Below are 26,572 nucleotides of genomic sequence, written 5' to 3' on the forward strand. Positions count from 1 at the left end.
GCAGGAGAAATCCTTAAACAAGGAAATTTCGGGTTGCAGGATATTCCGCAAGGCGAACGTGTTGCCTTAGGCGATATAAATGTTGATTTGTCGTTTGTAGAAACGGCAGCCAAACTTACCGTATCTGTTGAAATTGAAGGAACCGAATACCTCAACGATTGGGATATTTGGTGTTATCCTGAAGCTGAGGCAAAGGTCTGGCCACAAAGTTTGGTCATTCGGAACACCTTGGATACAGAAGCAATAGAAGCGCTTGAAGATGGTGAAAATGTTTTGTTGTTACCTGCCAAGGAAAACCTAAGAAATTACCTTGAGGGAAATCCGAAAACCGTTTTTTGGAGTCCGACCTGGTTCTGGACAAAACCCAGAGGAGGAAATACAACCATGGGGATTATGTGCGATCCAAAACATCCTGTTTTTGAGAATTTTCCTACAGAATATCATAGCAACTGGCAATGGTGGAGTTTGCAGGAAATGTCGAGTTCCATTATTTTGGATACACTTAGCATTAATGTAAACCCCATTATTCGTGTGATTGATCATTATGGACGAAATCATAAATTGGGAACACTGTTTGAATGTAAAGTTGGAAAAGGAAAATTGATGGTTTGTAGCATGGATATTGAAACAAAACTCACTGAACGACCAGAAGCAGGGCAATTGAGAAATTCAATAATTGAATACTTGATTAGTGATAAATTTAACCCTACACAACAACTTGACTTGATGGAGTTAAAACTATTGTTTAAATAGTCGTTGTTCCAGAGAAAGCAAGATTAACGGCAAGTGGATCTTGGAAATTCTTGTCTGGCAAGGTTTATTAAATTTGTTTCGGTTGCTGAAGTCAACAATCGAAAATGGGCTGCTATAGCCGACTTGGATTTTTATTAAAGTTAAACATAGGCCTGACTTTATTGATTATTAACTGTCAGGTGATAAAATAATAAATTAAAGAATGAAGCAGAGGAGATGGTTTTTGAAATGGGTCACCTTATGTGTGTTATCCATTGTTGCAGTTGGAGTTTCGGCTCAATGGCCGGGAGAGTCAATCGAGGTTCGTGCTAGAGAATATTCGCATGCAGGTTTTTATAAAGCTGGAAGTGAAGGACGAATCGTATATAACTTCAATGTTGGCTGGCGATTTTTCAAAGGTGATGTTGAAAATGCGTGGCAAGCAGATTTTGATGATTCATCGTGGGAATTACTCAATGTTCCACATGGATTGGAATTGTTACCAGAAGAGGCCAGCGGTGGGATAAATTACCAGGGAGTGGCCTGGTACCGGAAGCAGTTTCGACTAACTGATGAGCAGGCTGGTAAGAAGATATTTATCCATTTTGAAGCCATTATGGGCAAGTCTAAAGTTTGGATTAACGGTAAGCTTGTAAAGTCGCACTTTGGAGGTTTCTTGCCATCCATTGTGGATGTAACAAATTATGTTGAGCCTGGAAAAGATAATAGTATAGCTGTCATGGCCGACAATAGCGACGATCCGGATTATCCGCCAGGAAAGCCACAGGAAACAATGGATTTCGCCTACTTTGGGGGTATCTATCGGGACGTTTGGCTGGTTGAAACAAATCCTGTTTACATCACTAACCCTAACTTTGCGGATGTGGTAGCCGGAGGCGGTGTTTTTGTGCATTACGAAAATCTTTCTGAAAAACAGGTAACAGTTGTTGTTGAAACGCATGTCTTGAATGAGTCGGGACAGAAACAAACCGTGAAGCTGGAGTCAATAATTCGTGATGAATCAGACAAACCTGTTGGTAAAATCCAAAGCAGCCTGACAATGAAAGCCGGCGAAAGCCGAACAGTTAAGCAGAAAATTATTGTTGACAATCCGGAGCTTTGGCATCCCGATCATCCGAATTTATACCAGCTGGATTCTCGTGTTTTGGGGCGTTCTTCAGGTGAGGTTGATGCTGTCCGAACTCGCATTGGTATCCGAAAAATCGAGTTTAGAGGAAGAGATGGCCTGTATATTAACAATAAACCTTTTGAAGATAAGTTGATTGGAGGCAATCGTCATCAGGATTTTGCCTATGTGGGGAGTGCCATCTCGAATAATATGCACTGGCGCGACGTCCAAAAATTACGTGAAGCTGGATTTCGGGTGATTCGCTCTGCCCATTATCCACAAGATCCTGCTTTTATGGATGCTTGTGATGAGCTGGGAATGCTGGTTATTGTTGCAACTCCTGGTTGGCAGTTTTACAACAAAAAGCCAATCTTTAGCGAACGTGTTTACAGCGATATCCGCAATATGATCCGTCGTGACCGTAACCATCCAAGTGTTATGCTTTGGGAGCCAATTCTTAACGAAACACATTATCCAAGAGAATTTGCACAAGCTGTTCATGACATTGTACACGAAGAATTTCCTTATCAGGGAGCTTATACGGCAGCCGATTTGTCGCCATCACACCCCGAAACAACCGAAATATTCGATGTCGTTTTTGCTCACCCTCGCGATGAGTATGAAATGGAGCAGTCGGTTTTTACGCGCGAATGGGGCGACAATGTGGATGACTGGTCTTCACACAACTCAACTAGCCGGATGCCGCTTAGTTGGGGCGAAGCTCCTCAGTTAATCCAAGCCAACCACTATGCCAAACCCGATTATCCTTTTTCATGTATTGACCGCTTGTACAAAACACCTCGTCAGCATGTAGGCGGTACCATGTGGCACTCGTTCGACCACCAGCGGGGCTACCATCCCGATCCTTTTTGGGGCGGTATTATGGATGCGTTCCGGCAGCCCAAATACGCTTGGTACATGTTCCGTAGTCAGCGTGATCCTCAGCTTGAAATTTCGAATATTGACAATGGGCCGATGGTTTTTATTGCCAATGAACTTTCACCTTTTTCAAGTGAAGATATTACTGTTTATACCAACTGCGATGAGGTCCGGCTAACCGTGTTTGGGAAAGAAGTTGGAACGCAAAAAGCACGAAATGATGAGCCGGGTATTAAACATCCAATTGTCGTTTTTGAGGATGCTTTCGATTTCATGGAAGAAAAGAAATTACATCGGGCTCGAAAGTTTGATCAAGCAACCGTTGTCGCCGAAGGAATTGTAGATGGAAAGGTGGTAACAACCAGCACCCGTATGCCAGCCCGTCGAAAAACACGTATTGTATTAAAGGCTGATCATGCTGGTGCGCCTTTGCAAGCTGATGGATCTGACTTGCTCACAGTCGTTGCTTTTGTTGAGGACGATCGAGGTAATGTCAAGCGTTTATGCGAAGATGAGATCTATTTTGAAGTTAGTGGGGAAGGCAGCTTGATTGGTGATGCTGCAATTGGATCCAATCCACGGCAAGTAGAGTGGGGAACAGCTCCTGCTTTGATTCGTTCAACCACTACTCCTGGGAAAATATCCATTGTTGCAAAACCCGCATTTGGAGGTATTAACCGTCTCGAAAAAGGAGAGTTGGTTATCGAAAGCATTCCTGCGAATATGTCGTTTATCTACAATGAACAGCCGGCAGCAAAGGTTGGGCAATCAACCAGAACAAATTCCAATGATGTTGAACCAGCTGAAGTTGAGGAGCTAAAACAAAAGTTAGAAGAAACCCAGCGTGAGTTGAATCAGTGGAAGCTAAAGGAGATTGAACGTCAACAAGAAGAGTTTGAAGGACTCAATTAGAATTGGACGATAGGAATGGTTTTGGGGAGAGGAGATGTTCTTTTCTCCCCCAAAAATGGCTCAAGAAAAAAATGCATAAAATTGGTTTTGAATAAAATTTGTGCAATCGATTCCACTTCTTTTAATTATCTTCGAACAGTCAATAGAAAAATAATTGATTGTGACTTTAGAGGAAGGAGAGATGAGTCTTCTAAAGAGGTGAATAATAAATATCCTATCTATGAAAAAACTAATTCTAATCTTGTTCATTTTGTGTGCTGTACAGCAGATTTGGGCACAAGAAATAGCCTATGTAATTCCCGCTCCAACTTCATCATCTATGGGGCAGGGCCAGTTTCAATTGCATGCTGGCTTACGTATTCAGAGTTATACGGATTTCGCCGGTGAAATCTACTTCTTACAAAAAGAACTCCTTCGGTACCAAAAGCTTTCAAGTACGATCGTAGAGAATAGCCAAGAAGCGGAAATTGTACTGGAAAAGCAGAAATTGAATAATGGGCAGTTGTACGAGTTGATCATTACACCCAACCAGATAACGATTCAGGCAGAAAGCAAAGAGGGTGCCTTTTACGGCATAATCTCATTACTGCAACTGGCAAATAACAGTCAAAATAATTCAATTGCTTGTGTGAATATTTCAGATAATCCGGCTTATGGATGGCGCGGTGTTATGCTGGATGAATCCCGGCACTTTTTTGGCAAGGAGAAAGTTAAGTCCTTGCTCGACTGGATGGCCTATTATAAACTAAACCGTTTTCACTGGCACTTGACAGATGAACCTGGTTGGCGGGTAGAGATTTTGAATTATCCGAAACTAGCCGAAGTTGGTGGAGTGGGGAATCATTCAGACAAAGAGGCAGCTTGCCAATACTATTCGCAAGAAGACATTAAAGAGATTGTTGCTTATGCATCCGAACGCCATATTGTGATCATTCCAGAAATTGATATGCCCGGACATGCTACTGCGGCGAACAGGGCTTACCCGGAATTTAGTGGTGGCGGCTCAGAAAAATACCCTGATTTTACATTCCATCCGGCCAAAGAAGGTACTTATCAATATTTAACCAATATCTTGCGTGAGGTGGATGCTCTTTTTCCTTCGCAAATGATTCACGTTGGTGGTGATGAAGTCAGTTTTGGAAACCACCAGTGGAAAACGGATGCTGCTGTTCAACAATTAATGAAGACTGAAAAACTGGCCGATTTGAAAGCCGTTGAAGACTTATTCATGCGTCGTATGTCCGATTCGATTTTAAATATGAATAACCAAGTATTGGTTTGGGATGAAATGGCCAATGCAGGCTTGCCAAAGGATAACAGCATTATTTTCTGGTGGCGCCACGACCAGCCCAAGCAATTGGAATTGGGCTTGAAAAACGGACATAAAACAGTCATTTGTCCTCGTCTTCCACTGTATTTTGACTTTGTACAACACCCCGGTCATAAAGTTGGTAGACGCTGGGCTGGTGGATTTAACCAGTTGGAGAATGTCTACACTTTCTCTGTTGACCAGCTTCCGGTTTCAGCAAAAGAATACGATTTGGTTCTTGGTTTTCAAGCTAACCTTTGGACAGAAACAGTTGATTCAGTTGAGCGGTTTGATTTCTTGCTGTTCCCCCGTTTGGCTGCAATGGCCGAATCGGTATGGTCTGACAAAAGTCAAAAGGATTACGCCGATTTTTTAGAGCGCTTAAAGCCTCATCTCAAACAATACCAAGAAGCTGGCTTATATTACTTCAATCCGTTTGATGTTGACGAACACCCCGAACCTGTGATGAAAAAATAATATTCAATCAAACTACATATGAAAACGACTACAACTTTTTTACTACTAATTACCCTTTTTTCGGTTTTTTCAGCAGGAGCCTGGGAGCAGAAAGACCTCTTGCAAAAGGAAGCAAGCCTGAGCCAATTAAAGCAGAGCTTGATCCCTGCTCAAAAGTGGGTGACTTATCCCGATTATGCTGATCGTGCCGCTTGGGACAAGCTAACAGTTGGGTTGAAAGACGAGTTAATCCGCAAAGGTGAGACTTACCTGGATTATGAATGGAATGTCGTTCCGGCCACAGCTTATCTCGAATTTGAGAGAAGTGGAAACCGGGATATCATGCAAAAACCATTTGGCGAAAATAACAACGCTTTGGCAGCTCTTTTTTTAGCAGAGCTTGCTGAAGGGGAAGGTCGTTTCGTTGATCAAATTGTCAATGGTGTGTGGCTTTCTTGCGAAATGACATCTTGGGCACTTTCTGCACACTTTTATGGAGCTCAGTCGATTAAAACATCGCTTCCTGCATATAAAGAAGAGGTGATTGACCTGACAGCAGGCGATGTTGCCTCAATGTTGGCTTGGGTGCATTATTTCTTAAAAGAGGAACTGAATAAAGTGAATCCGTTGGTTGATCAGCGTTTGGTTGACAACTTGCGTGAGCGCATTATGGTTCCATACATGGAACGAGACAACTATTGGTGGCAAGCGTTTCATGCCACTCGAAAAACAATGGTAAACAATTGGAATCCATGGTGTAATTCAAATGTGCTGGCTACTTTTTTGCTGATTGAAGATGATCAACAGAAGTTAGCTGAAGCCGTTCACCGGACCATGGTTTCTGTCGATAAATTTATCAACTACGTGAATGCAGACGGTGCTTGCGAAGAAGGCCCTTCCTACTGGGGACATGCTGCCGGTAAACTATTTGACTACCTTGACTTGTTGACGACTGCAACCGGAGGAGAGGTAACACTTTTTGATGAGCCTGAAATCCGCAATATGGGTGAGTACATTGCAAAGTCCTATATTGGCAACGGCTGGGTAGTCAACTTTGCAGATGCATCAGCCAAAGGTGGAGGTCCTATGGGAACCATTTTCCGATATGGGCGAGCCGTTGACAGCGATTTGCTAAAACAGTTTGCTGCTTACCTCTATCAAAGGGAAAACAATCCTTCCCGTCTATCACACGGGCGAGATGTTTTTCGCACCTTGGAGAATTTAACCATCTTCCAGGACTTGAAAGCAACAACAGCCTCACTAGATACTGAAGCTTCAGTGTGGTATCCACAAACGGAGTTTTGCTACATGCGCCAAAGTAACGGATTCTTTTTTGCTGGAAAAGGCGGTTTCAATAATGAAAGTCACAACCACAACGATGCGGGAACATTTATTTTGTACTACAACAACGAGCCGGTGCTGGTTGATGCAGGAGTTGGAACATACACCCGCCAAACGTTTAGTAGCGAGCGGTACTCCATTTGGACCATGCAAAGTAACTACCACAACTTGCCAGTGATCAATGGTGTTCCGCAAAAGTATGGAAGTAAATATAAAGCAAGCTCGGTTAAGTTTAATGCCGGAAAACGACAGTTCTCAGCCAATCTGGAACAAGCTTATCCGGAAGAAGCTGCCGTAAAAAGCTGGAATCGGGCTTATTCTTTCAAAGGCAAAGAGCGTTTTTCAATAACTGATCGTTTTGAATTGAAAGAAGCTAAAGATTATAACCAAGTCAATTTTTTGACACGTGAAAGACCTCAGATTGATGAGTCGGGCCTTGTCCTGATTCATGCAAAAGGAGGAGACGTAAGTTTGAAATATGATGCAGCAGGCTTTAAGCCTACGATTGAACGGATCTCGTTGGACGATCCAAGATTGTCGAAAGTATGGGGTGATTGCCTTTATCGATTAACTTTTACGGCAACAAAACTTCGTTCAAAAGGAACTTACTCTTTTGTTGTTCAACCTGAATAAGCTTGTTGAGAAGATCAAAAATGTCTGAATATCTAAATATCATACAAAAAATAAACGAATGAGAGCAGTTATTACTGGTTGCGTGGCCATTGCAGGCTTGGCTTCTTGTGCAACTACCGAAAAACCGAAAACCGATCGTTTACCCAATATTGTCCTTATCAACATGGACGATATGGGGTATGGAGATGTCTCTTTGAATGGAGCTACAGGTTTTACGACTCCAAACATTGATAAAATGGCAGGCGAGGGGATTGTTTTTACACATTTCTATTCTCCGCAGGCTGTTTGTAGCGCTTCGCGGGCTGGATTGTTGACCGGCTGTTATCCGAACCGTGTCGGGTTTCATGGAGCTCTGGACCACAGCGCTACGATCGGTATAAATCCGGATGAGCAAACCATTCCTGAGTTACTAAAAGAAAAAGGCTATGCGACAGCTGCTTTTGGGAAATGGCACTTGGGACACCGCGAAAAGTTTTTGCCACTTCAGCATGGGTTTGACGAGTTTTTTGGAATTCCGTACTCCAACGATATGTGGCCAAATCATCCGGTTAATAAGAACTATTATCCGCTACTTCCTTTGTTTGAAGGAAATGAAGTGATTCAGGAAAATCCGGATCAATCGCAATTTACTCAGAACTTTACCAAAAGAACGATTGACTTCATTCAAAAGAATAAAGAAAATCCATTCTTTGTGTATCTGGCACATCCCATGCCACACGTTCCGCTTTTTGTTTCAGACATGTTCAAAGGTAAATCAGAGCAAGGCTTATTTGGCGATGTGATCATGGAAATTGACTGGAGTATTGGTCAAATTAATCAGACTTTGGAGCAGCTTAATTTAGCCGAAAATACGTTGGTCATTGTGATTTCGGACAATGGACCGTGGATGACCTATGGAAACCATGCCGGAAGCTCTGGTGGTTTGCGCGAAGGTAAAGGAACTACTTTTGAAGGAGGCCAGCGTGTACCTTGTGTAATGAAATGGAAAGGCGTAACTCCAGAAGGGGCGGTATGCAATTACCTGACTTCGGGAATTGATATTTTACCGACCATCGCAACATTGGCGGAAAGCCCAATGCCTGAGAAAAAGATTGATGGAGTTAATTTAAGCCAGTTAATTCAAGGTGATTTTAGCACTAAACCAAGAACAAGCTTCTTATACTATTACCGAAGAAATAACCTGGAAGCTGTTCGTAAAGGTGATTGGAAACTGGTGTTTGAGCACCACGGACGTACTTATGAGAACAATATCCCAGGGCGTGACGGACAACCCGGGAAAACACCTGAAAATGCCTTGATTGAAAAAGGTTTGTATAACCTTCGCCGTGACCCGGGTGAACGCTACAATGTCATGGAATTTTATCCGGAAAAGCTTGCAGAACTGGAAGCATTGGCTGTTGAAGCCAGAAAAGATTTGGGCGATGATTTAACCAACTCAGAAGGAACTGGCAGACGTCAGCCTGGACGAGTAGAAGAATAACAACAAAAATATTTTCCTGAGTTTTGATGCTTCGGAAGATCAACCGGAGCGATTAAAACTCAGGATTTTTTTATTACTGAAATATATAAATACGAACAAATGAAGAAATTGAAAAACAGTATTGCTGCCTTACTGCTTGGAACTGCCATCGTTGCATGTCAACCGCAGAAAGGTGAAGAGTCGAACTTTATCAATGAAAATATTGAGTTTGCTACTGCTCAACAGAAATTACAAGTTGAAAAAATTGAAGCTTCGGGCAAAGTACTGAATCCAAGGACCATTAAAGATGGCAAGATTCGTTACATCCGCCGGGAAGACTGGACCAGCGGCTTTTTTCCAGGCTCCATGTGGCAAACGTATGAGTTGACAGGTGATGATTATTGGTTGCCTTATGCCCAAAAATATACGGAAGCATTGGACTCAGTTAAATACTTGACTTGGCACCATGACGTTGGTTTTATGATTGAATGTAGCTTTGGAAATGGCTATCGTTTGACTAAAAACCCCAAATATGCTGATGTAATTGTTCAGGCTGCAAAATCATTGGCAACACGTTTCCGTCCAACAGCGGGAGTCATTCAATCGTGGAATGTTACTGGTGGCTGGCAGTCCCAAAGAGGATGGGAGTGCCCTGTAATTATTGATAACATGATGAACTTGGAACTGCTGTTTAATGCAACCAAGTTAAGTGGCGATTCAAGCTTCTACAATTTGGCTGTAGAGCATGCCGACAACACGATCAAAAACCACTACCGCCCGGACTACAGCTGTTATCACGTTGTGGATTACAGCCTAGAGGATGGTTCGGTTCGTGCCAGGGAAACCGCTCAAGGGTATGCCCACGAGTCAGCATGGGCACGCGGACAAGCCTGGGGAATTTATGGTTTCACTGTTTGCTACCGCGAAACAAAAGATCCTAAATACTTGGAGCAAGCACAGAAAGCATTCAACTTCGTAATCAACCATAAGAATTTTCCAACAGACTTCGTTCCTTATTGGGATTTTGATGTGCCAGAAATTCCAAATACGCCGCGTGATGCATCTGCCGCATCTATTATGGCGTCGGCTTTATACGAAATGGCAAGCTATACCGACTATGACTTTTACAAAGGTTGGGCTGACAAAATTATGCATAGCTTGGGAAGTGATGCTTACCGTGCACCACTAGGTGAAAACGGAAATTTCATTTTAATGCATTCTGTTGGAAGTATTCCTCATGGAGCTGAAATTGATGTTCCTCTGAACTATGCTGATTACTACTTTTTAGAAGCATTGAATCGTAAAATAAAATTAGAGAAGTAACCCAATTCCTTACTTCATCATGAATAAACACAAACGAAGCAATGTTGAGCCTGTATTAACCACCTCGAAATTGCTTCGTTTGCTTTTAGTTTAGCAATTGATTCGACTTGATATTTTGAAATGACAAACTTGGCTAAATAACAGCCTGAGCAACATCAGGAAATGGCCGACAACCTAAAATAAATAATCAATTAATCAAATAGATAGATCGCTGGTAAAATTTTAGTTATGAGAAAAAACGTTATTCTTTTTTTAGTAATCTTTTTAATTGGATTAAGTACTCCGAGCTACAGTCAATTTTATGAAAAACCCAAAAGAGCTTCTGTTGCATTGGAGCATGGCGCACACCGATTGGGGCGACGCACAGATGCGATGATGGAAACTTGGCGTAATTATGGGCTGGGGCAGTTCATTCACTGGGGTGTTTATGCCATTCCTGGAGGACAATGGAACGGAAAAGCTTATCCGGGCGCTGCAGAGTGGATTCGTGCGTGGAATGAGATGCCACGCGATGAGTACGATCAGTTGTACAAACAATTCAATCCCAAAGATTTTGATGCAAAAAAATGGGCCCGTCAAGCCAAAGAGATGGGAGCCAAATATATGCTTATTACCACAAAACATCACGATGGATTTTGTTTGTGGCCAAGTAAATACACCGATTATACCATTGAAAATTCACCTTATAAAAAAGATATTGTAGGTGATTTAGTAAAAGCCTATACTGCCGAAGGAATTGATGTCTATTTGTACTTTTCGATTATCGACTGGAATCATCCGGGCTATCGCAGCAAAATTAAAAGCGATGATGAACGTCCGGCTTACGAAGAGTTCAAACAGTTTACACGCAACCAATTGGTGGAATTGCTCGATTTGTATCCTGAAACAAAAGGTTTGTGGTTTGATGGTACCTGGGATAAAGCTTGGGTTGAACAAGCAGAATTTGCCGATGAGCTAGGAAAAGAATTGCGCTCAATGATTCCCGGTTTGATTATCGGCAGTCGCTTTCGGGCTGATGAAAAAGGCAATCGCCATTTTGATGCCAATGGCGACATGATGGGAGATTATGAGCAAGGATGGGAACGTAAAATCCCGGCAAATATTGATGTTTTGAACGGTAATGACTGGGATTGTGTCATGACCATCCCTGAAAACCAGTGGGGCTATAATTCAAATTGGAAGGGACATGTGAAAAGTAGCAATGAGTTGTTGGAAATGCTTATTCGCTGCGTATCAATGGATGGAAACTTCGTATTGAACTTTGGCCCCGATGGACTTGGCAACATTCGCCCGGAAGAAACTGAGCGGGCTGCCGATATTGGCAAATGGATGAAGAAAAACGGGGAGGCAATCCACGATTGTGGTTATGCTGGCTTGGATAAACAGAACTGGGGATACTTTACTAAAAGCAGAACCAACGGCAAAACTTACCTCTTGGTTACGAATGTTCCTGTTACAGGTGGTTTAACTGTTAAAGTTCCTAAAGACAAGGAAATTGCTAAGGTTTACCCACTTGCTTCGCCCAATAAAACATTGACATTGGAAAAAACGGGCAAGTATGACTATTTTATCCGCCTGAATGAAAAGAGTGCAGATTCGATTGCTGTATTTATTCTGGAATATAAAGGAGAGGACGAATCTAGTTCTGACAACTTCCAGGAACCAAAGATTTGATCGGGTAATTAATGTGGGTTGCCGCTAAATATGCGATACTGACTCATCAAGCTCAATAGAGTAGAACTATTAACTAGACTGGAGATTCGCTTCAGTCTAGTTTTTTTAGTACTCGTGGTTGAAATATTTGGGCTGCCTTTGCTTGAGAGCGTATTTTTTTTAAAAAAAGGGAATTACCGACTACTCTTTCCTAATCTTTTTCGCCTTCTTCCAGCTATGTCAGGTGTTCTTCCTGGGATGGGAGTAGGCTTTCCAGTACATTTTGTCAGTTTTTCCAGCAAAAAAAGCCAATCTTTTCAGCTAGGTGGGGGACACCACCTTATCATTTGGCTGTTGGGATTGGCTTTTTCTTTTTTTATACAGATCACTATCGTTGACTTTACTATTTCTGATATTCCTTATTGAGCAAATAAAATAGCAACAAGAATCCTTTGGAATGCCTCCTATGTGTTTTTATTCTGATCTTTTTATAAGTTTGTGAGATCAAATCTTCCCAATGGATATAGAATTTAATCAGAGTAAAGTCTTGAAAGAACTTTCTGAAGATAATCAACAGGCTTTGGAAGAATTATTCAATTATTATTATTCACGACTCTATAGTTTCTCAAAATCATTTCTGAAGCTAGAGTATGGAATTGATGATATTCTGCAAGAGGTTTTTCTTAAAATTTGGCACAACCGGAAAGAGATTCGAAGTTCAGAGTCCTTTAATTCATACATATTCACCATAACCCGAAACTTACTGCTGAATGAGCTAAGAAGCCGTTTGAATAACCAAAAGTTTCGTGATCAAATGGTGGAGGCCTCTGTGGCAGAAGAGTATCTTACGATGGGGAATTTGGAATATGATGAGTTAAAAGAAAGGGTTGAAAACCTCATTGATGAATTGCCGCCCAAACAACAGGAAATTTTTAGAATGAGCCGCATCGAGGGACTTTCGCATAAAGAAATTGCAGAAAAGAAAAACATTTCAACAAAAACAGTGGAGTATCATATTGGGCAGTCAATCAGTCTGATAAAAGTTCGATTGGAGGAGTTGGGACTCTTGTCGGTGCTTTATTTTTACCTCTTTTTGTAATTTTTTTTGATTTTTCTTTAGGGATGGTTCCCTTTGCTGTGTATTACTAATAGACAACACAGAATGAAAAATCTATTCAAAAAATATTTTCAATCAGTACTTACTCCTAACGAGTTTGATACGTTTGCTGATTTTATCAATTGGAAAAAGAATGAGCCGGAGATTCATCGGTTTATGGATGATGAATGGCGTCGACAGTCTCAGGAAATATTTTCAGGCGAACAAAATCCACTTTTATTGCAAAAAATCAAGCAGAGAATTTTAAATGAAGAGCTCAGTCACTCTTTGCAGAGAACAAAGTATTACTCCATTGCACTGAAAATAGCGGCTGCTCTTGTGGTGGGCTTAGTTATAGCCAATGTTTGGATGTATCGAGGGCAGGAGCTTGGTGATGAAAAGCAACTAGTGCAAAAAGTTAGCGTCCCGAACGGTGCAAAAACCGAATTTGAATTGCCAGATGGCTCAAAAGTATGGCTTAACGGCGGATCAACAATTTCGTATGCTGCAAATTTTAATAGAAATCGTGCTGTTGAGCTTCGGGGAGAGGCCTTCTTTGATGTTGCAAAAAGCAAGAATACCTTTTCTGTAGAAACAAAATCAGGAAGTGTAGAGGTATTGGGAACAGCCTTTAATGTGCAGGCCTATGAGGAAGGAGAATTTGTAACAACACTGGAACGTGGGCGAGTTGAAATTTTGAATGTGAAAGGGACGAGACTGGGAACTTTAGAGCCTGGGAATCAAGTCCAACTTATCGATAACCAGTTCGTAAAAGGTCAGGTAGATACACAGATATATACTTCATGGAAAGATGGAAAATTGATCTTTGTGCGAGAAACATTCCCAGAGACCATGCGACGTCTGGAAAGATGGTTTAATGTTGATATACAGTATTCAAGAGCCGATTTTGAAGGACTTTGGTTTTCTGGGACCATCGAAAATGAGACGATTAGTGAAGTGATGGATATTATTTGCAAGGTAGCATCGGTTACCTATTATTATAATTCAAAAGAACGGATGATAAAAGTAAATGCGTTGAAAAAATAAACGAAAAATAAGAGAATGACTTAACTAAAAACAAAAGAAGCAGGAAATGCGACTTCCTACTTCTTTTTTAAAAATTGATTTATAAGGAGTACAAACCAATCATTACAAAATTATGAAAAAAAAACGACGTTGCGGTGACAGTTGGTCATCTCTCAATCAAATCTTATTGAAAATGAAACTAACAACCTTCATTTTGATTTTCTCTGTTATCGGAGTATTTGCTTCAAAGGGGTTTTCACAAACGAACAGATTGACTATGAATGTTCAAAATGTTCGAATGGAGTCTTTTCTTAATTTAATTGAAGAACAGAGTCTTTATCGCTTTTTTTACAGTGGGGAGATTGACGTTAACCAAATGGTATCTGTGAATTTCGATGATTTTCCAATCAACAAGGTGCTTGATCAAGTATTACCTGAAGCGGGTATCAGTTATGAGATTAAGGGACGTCAGGTTATTTTGTCTTCGCTTAATGTAGAAGATCAGAATGTCGAAGTTAGCGTAAGAGGTAATATTACGGATTCCTCAGGTCAGCCACTTCCCGGGGTTGCAGTTATTGTGAAAGGTACGATTCAGGGAACAGTTTCCGATCTTGATGGAAATTATACCATTGAAAATGTTCCAGGGGATGGTGTTTTAGTTTTTTCCTTTGTAGGGATGCGAACGCATGAGATTGTAGTTGACAATCGTGGTAATATCAATCTTGTGATGGAGGAAGAAGCGATTGGTGTTGGAGAAGTCGTTGTAACAGCATTAGGTATAAGAAGAGACAAGAAAGCATTGGGGTACTCGGTTGCTGAGATTAGTTCCAAAGATATAAGCGAAACATCAGAATCAAATTTACTTAATGCAATGACAGGGAAAGTCGCGGGTATGGAAATCACAACATCAACGACTGGAAGTATGAGTTCTTCTCGTGTAGTTCTCCGCGGTAATTCCTCTGTGTTTGGCAATAATCAGGCTTTAATTGTGGTTGATGGAGTTATTTTTGATAATAGCAACTATGGACAATCAGGAGGGTTTGATCGAGGTCAAGGGATATCCGATTTAAATCCAGATAATATTGAAAGCGTTACCGTTTTGAAGGGAGCTAATGCATCAGCATTGTATGGATCAAAGGCAGCCAATGGTGTTTTGGTGATTACAACTAAAAAACGCTTGAAAAATCAGGGAATTGGGCTGGAAATAAAATCGGGAGTTTCTTTTAAACAAGCTTATGTTTGGCCAAACCTTCAAAATGTTTATGGCCAGGGAAAATCCAATATTGGTGAGTTTGCCGGAACAGATCCCGATGGTTTGCCATATATTGGCGGAGGAACCCGTGATGAAAGCTGGGGACCAAAAATGGAAGGACAAGATGTTCATGTGTATTGGTTAAGAGAAAAACCTATACGTAAGTTTTCTCCTCAACCTGATAATATTAAAGAACCGTTTCGTATTGGTACAACATTTGATAATAATGTATCTCTGTCTTATGCTACAGACAAAGCGAGCTATTTTGCCTCATTTATGTATCAGAAAGTTAATGAGTACATGGAGGCTAGCGATGGAAAAAAGGTAGGTGGTTCCTTAAGAATTACAGAAGAGGTTACAGATAACTTAAATTTTGATATGAAATTAAGTTATTCGGAGCAAGAAGCAGATAACCGACTGGTTGGAGGAAACAGCGGAAATTCTTTTAATTTTCTAATCAGAAATCCAAGAAGTTATTATGATTCAGATATCAGAAGATACGAGTATCCGGTTTCTGGTGAAGTATGGCCTAACAATTTTAAGGATGGCGATCCTGTAACATGGGCTACTACTACCTGGACAGGTAATATCTATTGGGGATTGTATAATGATGTTAACAAGGATAAAAGAAGGCGTGTAGTTGGTAATATGAAAGTAAATTATGATTTTAATGATAACTTTAACGTTATGGTACGATACGGCTTCGATCAGGCTGATTTTGATGCTCATACCGTATATGCCAAGCAGTCGCGTTGGGGAAATTATGACGGAAGATATATTTACCAGGAAAGTTTTACAAAAAATTATACCTCAGATTTCTTGTTCTTGTGGAACGACCAGTTTATGGCTGATGATTTAACTTTATCGGCAAACTTTGGTGGAAGTCAATATAAAACGTTTGCAAAATTCGGAACATTTAACGGAACCGGTTTCCCAACCAATGAACTGGAACGGATTAACTTTACAACTTCGAAAAACTTTAGTTACAATGAGGTTGAAAAACTGATTAATTCTCTTTACGGATCAGCTCAAGCTGGATATAAAAATACCTGGTTTGTTGATTTTACATACCGAAATGACTGGAGTTCAACTTTAAACACAGATAATAACAGCTACGGGTACTTTTCAGGAACGACAAGTTTTGTATTTAGCGAATTAATTAAAGATAATATGCCCAATTGGCTAAGTTTTGGTAAAGTTAGATACTCTTATGCAGAGGTAGGGAATGATACCAATCCTTACGTGATTAACCGTGTTTATAGCTCTTCTTTTGGTAATAATGGGGAGATCTCCCAAAGCAATCCTGGTACTTTGCCTTTTAATGATTTGAAACCGGAACGTGTAAAGTCACACGAGATTGGTCTGGATATCAGGACATTTAAAGGTAGAGTTAACCTGGATATGGCATTCTATAAATCAAATACTTATAATCAAATAATTCCTTCGCAACCACTTTCTGCAACCACCGGATATTATTCAATGAATTTGAATGGAGGTAATATTCAAAACAAGGGGGTTGAATTATTACTCGATACTTACCCAGTAAGAACAGGTAATTTTGAATGGAATTCAGCACTTACTTTTGCCAAAAATAAATCGTTGGTAATTGAGTTGCCTAATGGTGGACAGCCTATTCAGGTTGCGGCAGAAAGTTTTGCCCGAAATGTTATCAAAGAAGGAAAGTCTTACTTAACTATTCAGGGACGTGACTATTTGAAAAATAATGAAGGATTGGTAGTTGTTGATGCTAATGGGATCCCGATGAGGACAGAAGAATATGTTGATTTGGGAGAAGTTGAACCTGATTTTACTGCCTCATGGCAAAATAACTTTAGCTATAAAAATCTCTCTTTTGGGGTTCAGGTGGATGCAAGTGTTGGAGGAAAGATTTATTCCCGTACAAATATTGATATGGATGAACAGGGAACTTCAGTTGCTTCTTTAGCCGGACGTGAAGAATGGATAAGGTCGGAACAAGAAAGAATAGCAGCAGGGCAAAGCACATCTGAATGGATTCTAACAGGTGGAAATGACTTAATGGTTGGCAAGAGTGTATTTTATGATCCGGCTCTGGTTAATGAAGAAGGTGTACAGATTGGGGGGATTAAAAATGAAGGAGAAAATACCCGATATGCAAGACCTGATAAATATTGGGACAATCATAGCTGGAATCGTCAGATTGCCGGAAACGATATTGAAGATGCATCATATGTGAAATTGCGTCAGCTAAGTTTAGGGTACTCTTTGCCAAAGTCAATTGCCCGAAGATTGTCTTTTTCTTCAATTGATCTATCTCTTGTGGGGCGTAATCTATTTTTGTTCTACAAAGGAACAGAGCATTATGATCCAGATAGCTATGTTTATAATACTGTTTCAAATGGACAGAAAGGTATTGAAACAGGTTATTGGCCATCAGCAAGAACTATCTCTTTTAATGTAAAGCTGAAGTTATAATTCATAAATTGTTAGAATCATGAAATATTCATATAAATTTTTACTATTTGTTCTGGTTTTTACAGCTTGTACAACCAGGGATATGGAAGATGTAAATACCAATATCAACGAGGTGAACGATGCAGATCCTCTTTATCTTATTAATAGCTCTTTTGAAGCCCTGTTCAATAATAATTCCGATTTTGCAAATTTGGCTGATATTGCATATCATTATGCGGGAACCTCGTTCCCTGCCGGTCAATATTTTCGTTTTCCTAGTGGGATTTGGGATGAAGTATATATAGCAAACAATAATTTGAAAGATGCCATAAAAAGAACACAGGATAGCAATGAAAGAGTTGATAAACTCAGTAGAGCAGTTGCTCTTATTTTTCGGGCTTTTGGTTTTCAAAAGTTGACAGATTGTTATGGTGATATCCCTTTTTCAGAAGCAGCAGCTTTAGATGAGAATGGAAATCCGGTATTAAACCCTAAATATGATAAACAAAAGGATATTTATTATGCTCTTTTTAATGATTTAAAAACAGCCATTGATTTAATTGGAGATGAAAGTGTTCTTGATTTAGGATCAAGTGATAGGGTCTATAATGGGGATTTACAACGTTGGAAAAAGTTTGCTAATTCTCTTCGCCTCAGAATGGCATTGCGTATTCGTTTTGTAGATGAAACAAAAGCAATATCAGTTTTACAAGATGTATGGAATTATCCTTTAATTGATAGCCCGGAAGAATCGGCTGCATTTGAAAATTGGGATGAAAATGGTTACTATCATCCACAGTATAATGAGTTAAAACCAGGTACCAGAACCAATACAAGTAAATTAATGGTTGATTTTCTAAAACAGAATAACGATCCTCGTCTTCCATGTTATGCTTTACCTGTTGTTGAAGGTGATAATGCTGAAGGCTTTGACGGTCTGCCCAATGGGTATGATGATGTTTTAACCCGGGCTAATTTTTCATATGCCGGATCGGTTACCTATCAGAAGGATTTGCCTACATTGAATATTATGTACTCGGAGGTATGTTTTCTGAAAGCAGAGGCCTGCTTATTTGGTTTGGGAGTTACTGCTTCTGACGAGTTGGCAAATGACTGGTACCGGAAAGGAATTGAAGCTTCTCTCAAATTTTGGCACAGAGAAGATGAGTTCATAAACAGCAACGGAGAATTGGTTAATGAATTCCATTATTCTGAAGATGATATTGACGCTTTTATGGCCTCTGAAGCAACTGTTTTATCAGGAACTGATGAAGAAAAATTTGAGCAGATAGCCATGCAGAAATGGGTAGCGCTAATGACCAATTCGATTGAAGCTTATTCTGAAATGCGACGGACTGGATATCCGGCAATTCCTCAGCGTTTGGCAAGTGATTCTCCTAAAGTTCATCTGGGTGATACTAATGGTGAATGGCCAAGTAGAGTTGCGTATCCCGATTCTGAGATGCTCTATAATAAAGAAAACTTTGACATGGCATTTGATGCAACAAACAGAAATAGTATGTTGCATAGTGTGTGGTGGGATGTTAGATGATTATGTTACAGTGCATTAATATTAGTGTAGTTAGTTAAGAGGTTGCCCAAAAAAAAATAGGGCAACCTCAATTTTTATAAACCATGAATTATGAAAAGATTTATATTAATATTCTTCATCGTATTGAGTTGTTTTATTCTGAAAGGACAAGACATATTTCCCGGAGCCGATGAAAGAACTCCCGCACGTGCCCAGTATTTTTCGTGGATAAATAACACCAACGAAGGAGCAACCGAAGAACATACCTTAACCAACCTTGCATTTTTCGAATGGCTAAAAAAAGAGTACGGAATGCAACTGGATATATATGCTTTTGATGCCGGTGCAATTGACGGGGCTAAATTTTACGGAAGTACAAAAAGCGAACGTTTTAAAAAGCAATTTCCCAAAGGTTTTGATCCCATGTACGAAAAAGCAAAAGAACTTGGTATCAGGCTTGGAGTTTGGGGAGGCCCCGACGGGTTTGGTAATTCTGTAGAACAGGAGAAGCAACGTATTGCCGAAATGGTGGAACTTTGTAAGAAATACGATTTCGAGCTTTTTAAGTTTGATAAAGTGTGTGGTCCGTTACCGCCAGAAAAAGAAGATGCTTTTATTGATATGATGCAGGAATGCAGAAAATACAGTCCTGACCTGATTTTGCTAAACCATCGACTCGGCTTGACCAAAGGTAAGCCGTATGCCACTACCTTTTTATGGGAAGGTGTAGAGACTTACACCGACTGTCACATCTGGAACGAAACCACTGCAACCCACCACAGGGCAGGTGCCCTCGACCGAGGTTTCCCGCCGGGGTTTAGTCGTTTAACTGAAGATCATGGGGTTTGTTTGTCGTCGTGCCTCGATGGCTGGGACGATGAACTGATTCTGCAGGCTTTCAATCGTAACCTTATTCTGGCTCCCGAGATTTATGGAAATCCTTGGTTGCTCAATGATAATGAGTTTGCGAAGTTGGCTCGCATCTTTAATTTTCAACGAAAATACCGCGATATTATGGTGGAAGGAAAAATATTGCCGGAAGAACAATACGGAAAGTTTGCAGTTTCTCGTGGAGACGAAAATACCCGTTTGATAACTCTAAGAAACAACAGTTGGGAATCCAAACAATTCACCCTAAAACTCGATACAATTGTTGGCCTTAAAAATAAAGGAAGGAAATTTAAAGTGTTTCGGCATCATCCTGTTGAAACATATTTGGGAAATCATAAGTACGGTAACGAAATTTTGGTGGAGGTTTTACCTTTTAAAACCTGTTTAATTCGTGTTACCTCTGATAAAATAACAGAACCGTACCTGGAGGGAGTTGACTATGAGTTGATACAGGATGTGGACGGCAAGCCACTTCGCTTTAGTGTGTTAGGGGAGCCGGGAGAGGAAAAAACATTCAAATTTAAGGGTGTTTCTAAACGATATAAGTCTGCAAGTATAAATGGAGGAATGCTTCCCGGTATAACCGATGGAAAGTCTATTACCATTGAGTTTGAAGGAAAAATGCAGAAGGAACCATCTCACAGAAAAATTGCAAATGCCGAAAAGTCAGAGGTTCCTGAAGATGCAATTGCCTTATACGAAGCAACATGTTTTGCTGCTGATAATAATGCTTTGGAGGTGCGTTCGTTAAAACGCTCGGGCGAAACAAGTGTTCCGGAGGTAAAAGCTGCCCGCGATGCTTTTTTTAACCAGAAAAGATTTGTTGAGCGTGGTATTTGGGACAAGTACCTTTTTGATGGTGATGAGGAAACCAGCTTTTATGTATGCCGGCGTCGTTATAAAGATTTTAAGATTAATGGTGGCTGTTTCCGTTTAGACATGGGCGCACCGGAACAACTTAGTAAAATTGTAATTAAATATCCTGACAGTTATGCCCTTCAGCCGCTGGAACCGGAAGAGGGAATCTATGCCTATGTGTCAAACAATTTACGAGATTGGAAAAGAATCGAAGGATTCATTAACGATGAAATTGAATTTAATTTGCCTGAAAATGATTGCTTTCGTTATCTTAAAATCCCTGAATTTCCGGATCGAATGACAGAAATAATAGGAATAGACCATGACGGAGATAATGTTGACCGAAGTAATTGGCGAGCATCCAACCTTTTTGCCGACTATAATAATATTTTAGCGCAATCGGCTTGGAATGCTTCATTTATATTAGATGAGATACCGGTTAAGGGGTATTTGTGCGTAGCAATAAACGGAGAACACGGAACGGAAGGAGCGTATGCTGCATTAAGGGTTGGAGATCAGTATGTTGGTGCACCGGATAGAAGTATTTCTTACCCTTCTAATACCTGGGAATCGGGAGTCTGTCATAAAGGGAATGTAACACAGAACTATACTTATTATATCCCCGTGGATGAATGGATGATCGGAAAAGAAATGGAGGTTGTGGTACTTGTTAACTCCGATGCAACACAGCTGAAACCCGAGGTCTGGATAACTAGTCAGTTCCCTTATGTAAGCCATTATCTGAACCTGGAATAAACTATGTTTCAAAAACTGCATTCCTCATTAAATAGGTTGAGGGCTAGCGGGTAATGCTGAGAGATACACTCTAGTTATTTTTTATATGTATTTTATTAGGTTCTAATGAGTGAAAAAAAATGAACTGTAAAAATAGCAGTGATATCATGTTCGATGATCATGCTTACAGGGGTAAATGGTCAGAAATTTGAAAATAAACATCTTATAAAAAGTTTTAATATGAAAAACAGATGTTATTTTGTAAGAAACATAGGGCTCCTGACCTGAGGTTCCGTTATTTTTAAATATTCATCGGTTCTTGCCAATGAATTGAATAATCAATCAACAATAAAACTTCACTGATAGATTCACCCGGAATGTCCGATCCACATATGGCGATTTTTGCTATTTGTTTACGGGATATGATATTGGCTTTGGAATACCCGATTGGGTAATGCCATGGTGGCGCATTTATCGCACCCGTGACTTTTTGTCCTGGGAGCATGTTGGGACTATTAATCCCGAATATAACTACATGGGTAAAGGAAATACATCGTGTTGAGCCGGCGACATTGCCAAAAGAAATGGGAAGTATTATTGGTATTTTTCAAACCGGAAAGAGAGCACCGGTCTAATGGTAGCTTCCAAACCCGAGGGACTATATATTTATGCCATTGGGAGACCCCTTGTGTTTTCTTTTTTTACCGACTAGTTGACTACAATCAAATTTTTAGTTGAAAATTTTTCTGATTTAAAAAAATGGATAGCTTTGTATGTTCAAACATATGAACAAATACGATCAGATACATATATGAAATTCAAAATTGATCATTTCAGTCCGGTGCCATTGCACGCCCAGGTAGAAAGATTACTGCGCAAGCTGATTGAATTGCCGGAGTATAAAAAGGGAGGCTTACTGCCTAAAGAAGTTGATTTGGCAAAGCAACTTGGGATTTCACGAAATACCCTTCGGCAGGCCACTAATAAGCTAGAGTACGAGGGGTTATTGGTTCGGAAGAAAGGAGTGGGTACTCGGGTTGCTGAAAAAACGGTGACAACCCAGCTTGATCATTGGCACAGTTTTACCAATGAAATGAGTGCCCAGGGATTGAGTTTTAAGAATTATCGTTTAGTGGTTGAATGGGTGGAGGCAGATAGTAAAATCGCTACTTTTTTCAATATCCCTGAAGCTACATCGGTGTTGAAATTGAGTCGTTTGCGTGGTGATGATGAAGCTCCTTTTGTCTATTTCGAAAGTTACTTTCATCCGCGTATTGGCTTAACAGGAAATGAAGACTTTTCGAAGCCCTTGTATGATTTGCTCGAAAACGATTTCCACGTAGTGGCATCTCTTTCGCGCGAAAAGCTGAAAGCGCGATTGGCAACGACCATCACTGCTAAGCGTTTGCAGATTGGAGCCGGCGATCCGGTTCTGGTTCGCGAGCGGTTTGTTTACGATCCCGGTGATCGCCCGCTCGAATACAATATCGGTTTTTATAAGGCCGATAAATTCACCTATAAAATTGATATACGACGATAAAACTCGATCAACCTTTGTATGAATATGCAGATTCAAAAAGTCATTTTGTGCATCCTGTGCCTGTTTCAGTCCTCCCTGCTTCTTGCACAGCCGATTTGTAGCCCAGTGGATTCCGTGGATGTATTTATCGGCACATCAAACTCACGATGGATGTTGGGGCCTTATGCAACCTGTCCTTTTGGTATGGTGCAATTAGGACCTGATAACCAAGGGAGCAGTCAGGAATATAACTGGATGGGAGGATATGAATATGCTATAAATAGTGTTGATGGTTTTAGTCATCTGCATGCCTGGACAATGGCTGGCTTGCGGATTATGCCTACAACTGCAGACTTGGTATACAAAAACCGGCCAACGGATTCTCCCTATAAAGGAGCCGAAGCCGGTTATCATTCCCGTATATTGAAAGAATCCGAAATGGGATCGCCTGGCTACTATTCAGTGTATTTGTACGACCATGAAGTGAAGGCTGAAATGGCAGTCACAGAAAGAAGTACGATTCAACGGTATGTTTTCCCTGAAAAAAAGGAATCAAGAATTCTGATCGACTTACTTTTTCCTGGAGAATATGCCTGGAGTATTAGTGATGCTCGGATAACACGGGTTTCTGACACGGAGTTGGAAGGCTATGCGATGAGCCATGCTGCCGGTTTTAACGATTATAAACTTTGCTTTGTGATTCAGTTTAGCAAGGCGTTTGATACGTTTAATGGTTGGAATAAGGATGGGCTCCAGAGAGCTATTTCCAGCATTGAAGGAAAAGGAGACGTTGGGGCTTTTGTTTCGTGGTCCACGGAAAAGGATGAGGAGATTGTTGTGCGCACGGGTATTTCGCTGGTAAGTACCGAGCAAGCTCGCTTAAATCTTGAGACCGAGATGGCATTGTTTGGCTGGAGCCTGGAAGCGGTAAAAGAAGCTGGCAGAACAAAGTGGAACGAGTTGCTTTCACGAATCAAGGTTGAAGGGGGAACAAGTGAAGACCGGCTAAAATTTTATACCAACCTATATCGGGTATTTGCGGCAAAACAGAGTTGGAATGATGTGAATGGATTGTATCGTGATGCTGCAGAGAATATTCAGGAGCTCAAGTATTGTGAAAATATTTGTGGTGGCGATGCTTTCTGGAACTCATTCTGGAATATCAATGGTGTTTTGAGCCTGATAGCTCCTGATATTATGGAGAACTGGGTGGGAACGCAATTGGAAATGTTCGAGCACACTGGTTGGACATGCAAAGGTCCTGCAGGTATTGAGTATTCTGGAATTATGGAGGGATCACACGAGATTGCACTGATGGTTTCGGCTTTTCAGAAAAACATCATAAAAGACCGGGAGACCGCTGAAAAAATATATACGGCGATTAAGTTCATGATGATGAACGAAGGGGAAAAAGTGCATGGTGGTTGGGCCGGAAATCCGCAATTGCGCGAATACATGAAATTTGGCTATGTTCCATATGAGTTTGGCCAGACTAATAAAACGCTTGATTATGCTTTCGATGATTATTGTGTGGCCCAAATGGCTAAGGCATTGGGAAAAAAAGAGGACCACAAATATTTTATCAAGCGTTCGGAAAACTACAAAAATGTCTTTAATAAGAACTTGAAATTTGTTGTTCCGAAAGACTCCGAAGGCAATTGGCTGGAAAGCTATGATGAATTTTCCAATTATTCATTTGTCGAAGGAAACGGGTGGCAGTATTCCTTTTATGTGCCTCACGATGTTGATGGGGTGGTCGAGTTGATGGGTGAAGAGCTTTTCAATGATCGGATGGATGAAGGCTTTAAAAAATCGGAGGAATACAAATTTGCGGCTCATGCGCTTGACCGGACTACAGGAGAAAGAGCGGAGTTTTACATCAACCAGGGAAATGAAATAAATATGCAGGCTGCGTTTTTATTCAATTATTCAGGAAAGCCCTGGTTAACTCAGAAATGGTCAAGAGCAATTTTAGATACTTATTATGGGGCGACTCCCTACTTTGGCTGGGAGGGTGACGAAGATGAAGGACAGATGGGCGCGTGGTTTGTCATGAGTTCGATGGGGCTTTTTGAAATGCGCGGAGGAACAGAACAGAGACCTGAATTGGAATTGACGAGCCCTCTTTTTGACAAGATCACAATCAAATTGGATCAAAAGTATTATTCGGGGAAGGAGTTTGTGATTGTTGCCCACAACAACTCAAAAGAAAATAAGTATATCCAAGGTATAAAGTTGAATGGGAAGCGATTAAAGTCTCCTCGAATCTATTTTGACCAGATTGCAGCAGGTGGAAGGTTGGAGTTTGAGATGGGACCAGAACCTGCGGAAAGGCATGGAGTAGTAGAAGATTAGAGAGTTTGAAGCTTGAAATAAAGTCGTAGATCGGAAAATAACACTTTAAATGCTCAGTAAGTAATGAACTTAAACTATTAAAACTCAAAATAAAAAGAATGAAACAACAAATAGCCATAGGAGTTGACGTTGGAGGAAGTCACATCAGCTGTGCAGCTTTCAATCTAAATGAAAAATCGTATTTGCCAGAAACGTTTGCTGAAAGCGATCTGGATAATCATGGTCCGGCAGATGAAATCATTGCTGTGTGGAGCAAAACGATTGCTTGTTCCATCGAAGCAGTTGGTTTGGAAAATCTGTCAGGGATTGGATTTGCCATGCCCGGCCCTTTCAATTATGAAAAGGGAATTCCTTTGTTTTCCGGAGAAAACAATAAGTACGAGAACATTTATGGGCTTGATGTTCCGGCAGCTTTGAGAAAATCGCTAAATCTTCCTGCCGATTTCCCGATCCGTTTTATCAATGATGCAACAGCGTTTGCCATAGGTGAAGACTGGATTGGAAAAGCCAGTGGGAGCAAGCGTTCTTTGTCCATCACATTAGGAACAGGTTTTGGCTCAGCATTCCTCAAAGATAGCTTGCCGGTGACTTCTGGCGACGAGGTTCCCGATCAAGGCTGCATCTGGCACTTGCCTTTTCAGGATGGCATTGCCGACGATTACTTTTCAACCCGTGGCTTGGTAAATCGCTACCAACAGCAAACCGGAAAGCAGGTTGCTGGAGTTAAGGAGATTGCTATGGCAGCACCAAACGACCTGGGGGCCAAAGAACTTTTCAATGACTTTGGAAAACAATTGGTGGAGCTGTTGCATCCTTGGTTGCGCGACTTTCAGGTGGAGGTTCTGGTAATTGGAGGCAACATAGCCAATGCCTTTGAATGGTTTAAGCCGGCTTTGGAGGCAGCGCTAGAGCAGAAAAACTGCTCCCTTCGAGTGGAGATTTCCAGCTTAAAAGAAACAGCAGCTATTATTGGAAGTGCCCGACTGTCAGAACCTGACTTCTGGAAACGCGTGGCGTCGTGTTTGCGCGAAATGTAGCCCGTTATTCCTT

Annotated in this window: 14 protein-coding genes and 1 pseudogene; all 15 read left to right on the plus strand. The window is 40.8% G+C overall.

Annotated features, from left to right (window positions below; all coding sequences use genetic code 11):
* Positions 1–753: pseudogene (locus ACUNWA_RS18260) on the plus strand (hypothetical protein); the annotation flags it as partial.
* Positions 754–955: 202 nt separating this feature from the next.
* Entirely contained in the window at positions 956–3,652 is a 2,697-nt protein-coding gene (locus ACUNWA_RS18265) for a glycoside hydrolase family 2 TIM barrel-domain containing protein (RefSeq protein ID WP_445593368.1), read from the plus strand.
* 220 nt (positions 3,653–3,872) lie between these two features.
* A complete protein-coding gene (locus tag ACUNWA_RS18270; RefSeq protein ID WP_445593369.1) occupies positions 3,873–5,438 on the plus strand; it encodes a beta-N-acetylhexosaminidase in 1,566 nt (521 codons plus the stop codon).
* An 18-nt stretch (positions 5,439–5,456) separates the two neighbouring features.
* Complete coding sequence (locus ACUNWA_RS18275; protein ID WP_445593370.1) at positions 5,457–7,391, plus strand: heparinase II/III domain-containing protein; 1,935 nt, start codon at positions 5,457–5,459, stop codon at positions 7,389–7,391.
* A gap of 58 nt (positions 7,392–7,449) precedes the next feature.
* On the plus strand, positions 7,450–8,871 hold the full coding sequence (locus ACUNWA_RS18280; protein WP_445593371.1) for a sulfatase family protein: 1,422 nt from the start codon (positions 7,450–7,452) through the stop codon (positions 8,869–8,871).
* Positions 8,872–8,970: 99 nt separating this feature from the next.
* Positions 8,971–10,173 (plus strand): glycoside hydrolase family 88 protein, encoded by a 1,203-nt coding sequence (locus ACUNWA_RS18285; protein WP_445593372.1) that lies wholly within the window; start codon positions 8,971–8,973, stop codon positions 10,171–10,173.
* A gap of 228 nt (positions 10,174–10,401) precedes the next feature.
* Positions 10,402–11,847: an alpha-L-fucosidase gene (locus ACUNWA_RS18290; protein ID WP_445593373.1), complete on the plus strand. Its 1,446-nt coding sequence runs from the start codon at positions 10,402–10,404 to the stop codon at positions 11,845–11,847.
* A 496-nt stretch (positions 11,848–12,343) separates the two neighbouring features.
* On the plus strand, positions 12,344–12,925 hold the full coding sequence (locus ACUNWA_RS18295; protein WP_445593374.1) for an RNA polymerase sigma-70 factor: 582 nt from the start codon (positions 12,344–12,346) through the stop codon (positions 12,923–12,925).
* 63 nt (positions 12,926–12,988) lie between these two features.
* A complete protein-coding gene (locus ACUNWA_RS18300) occupies positions 12,989–13,969 on the plus strand; it encodes a FecR family protein (RefSeq protein ID WP_445593375.1) in 981 nt (326 codons plus the stop codon).
* A 112-nt stretch (positions 13,970–14,081) separates the two neighbouring features.
* On the plus strand, positions 14,082–17,654 hold the full coding sequence (locus ACUNWA_RS18305; RefSeq protein ID WP_445593376.1) for a SusC/RagA family TonB-linked outer membrane protein: 3,573 nt from the start codon (positions 14,082–14,084) through the stop codon (positions 17,652–17,654).
* A gap of 19 nt (positions 17,655–17,673) precedes the next feature.
* Positions 17,674–19,185: a SusD/RagB family nutrient-binding outer membrane lipoprotein gene (locus ACUNWA_RS18310; protein WP_445593377.1), complete on the plus strand. Its 1,512-nt coding sequence runs from the start codon at positions 17,674–17,676 to the stop codon at positions 19,183–19,185.
* 90 nt (positions 19,186–19,275) lie between these two features.
* A complete protein-coding gene (locus ACUNWA_RS18315; protein ID WP_445593378.1) occupies positions 19,276–21,669 on the plus strand; it encodes a hypothetical protein in 2,394 nt (797 codons plus the stop codon).
* A gap of 790 nt (positions 21,670–22,459) precedes the next feature.
* A complete protein-coding gene (locus tag ACUNWA_RS18320; RefSeq protein ID WP_445593379.1) occupies positions 22,460–23,188 on the plus strand; it encodes a GntR family transcriptional regulator in 729 nt (242 codons plus the stop codon).
* A gap of 24 nt (positions 23,189–23,212) precedes the next feature.
* Positions 23,213–25,522 carry a GH92 family glycosyl hydrolase gene (locus tag ACUNWA_RS18325; RefSeq protein ID WP_445593380.1) on the plus strand — a complete coding sequence of 770 codons (2,310 nt, stop codon included), beginning with the start codon at positions 23,213–23,215 and terminating at the stop codon, positions 25,520–25,522.
* Positions 25,523–25,620: 98 nt separating this feature from the next.
* Complete coding sequence (locus tag ACUNWA_RS18330; protein ID WP_445593381.1) at positions 25,621–26,559, plus strand: ROK family protein; 939 nt, start codon at positions 25,621–25,623, stop codon at positions 26,557–26,559.
* Positions 26,560–26,572: the final 13 nt, after the last annotated feature.

The sequence above is a fragment of the Sunxiuqinia sp. sy24 genome, from assembly GCF_052677165.1.

Coding starts and splice junctions, on each gene's coding strand:
- ACUNWA_RS18295 (WP_445593374.1), top strand. CDS start 12,344: ATGGATATAGAATTTAATCAGAGTAAAGTCTTGAAAGAACTTTCTGAA.
- ACUNWA_RS18330 (WP_445593381.1), top strand. CDS start 25,621: ATGAAACAACAAATAGCCATAGGAGTTGACGTTGGAGGAAGTCACATC.
- ACUNWA_RS18300 (WP_445593375.1), top strand. CDS start 12,989: ATGAAAAATCTATTCAAAAAATATTTTCAATCAGTACTTACTCCTAAC.
- ACUNWA_RS18270 (WP_445593369.1), top strand. CDS start 3,873: ATGAAAAAACTAATTCTAATCTTGTTCATTTTGTGTGCTGTACAGCAG.
- ACUNWA_RS18275 (WP_445593370.1), top strand. CDS start 5,457: ATGAAAACGACTACAACTTTTTTACTACTAATTACCCTTTTTTCGGTT.
- ACUNWA_RS18280 (WP_445593371.1), top strand. CDS start 7,450: ATGAGAGCAGTTATTACTGGTTGCGTGGCCATTGCAGGCTTGGCTTCT.
- ACUNWA_RS18325 (WP_445593380.1), top strand. CDS start 23,213: ATGCAGATTCAAAAAGTCATTTTGTGCATCCTGTGCCTGTTTCAGTCC.
- ACUNWA_RS18290 (WP_445593373.1), top strand. CDS start 10,402: ATGAGAAAAAACGTTATTCTTTTTTTAGTAATCTTTTTAATTGGATTA.
- ACUNWA_RS18315 (WP_445593378.1), top strand. CDS start 19,276: ATGAAAAGATTTATATTAATATTCTTCATCGTATTGAGTTGTTTTATT.
- ACUNWA_RS18310 (WP_445593377.1), top strand. CDS start 17,674: ATGAAATATTCATATAAATTTTTACTATTTGTTCTGGTTTTTACAGCT.
- ACUNWA_RS18305 (WP_445593376.1), top strand. CDS start 14,082: ATGAAAAAAAAACGACGTTGCGGTGACAGTTGGTCATCTCTCAATCAA.
- ACUNWA_RS18285 (WP_445593372.1), top strand. CDS start 8,971: ATGAAGAAATTGAAAAACAGTATTGCTGCCTTACTGCTTGGAACTGCC.
- ACUNWA_RS18320 (WP_445593379.1), top strand. CDS start 22,460: ATGAAATTCAAAATTGATCATTTCAGTCCGGTGCCATTGCACGCCCAG.
- ACUNWA_RS18265 (WP_445593368.1), top strand. CDS start 956: ATGAAGCAGAGGAGATGGTTTTTGAAATGGGTCACCTTATGTGTGTTA.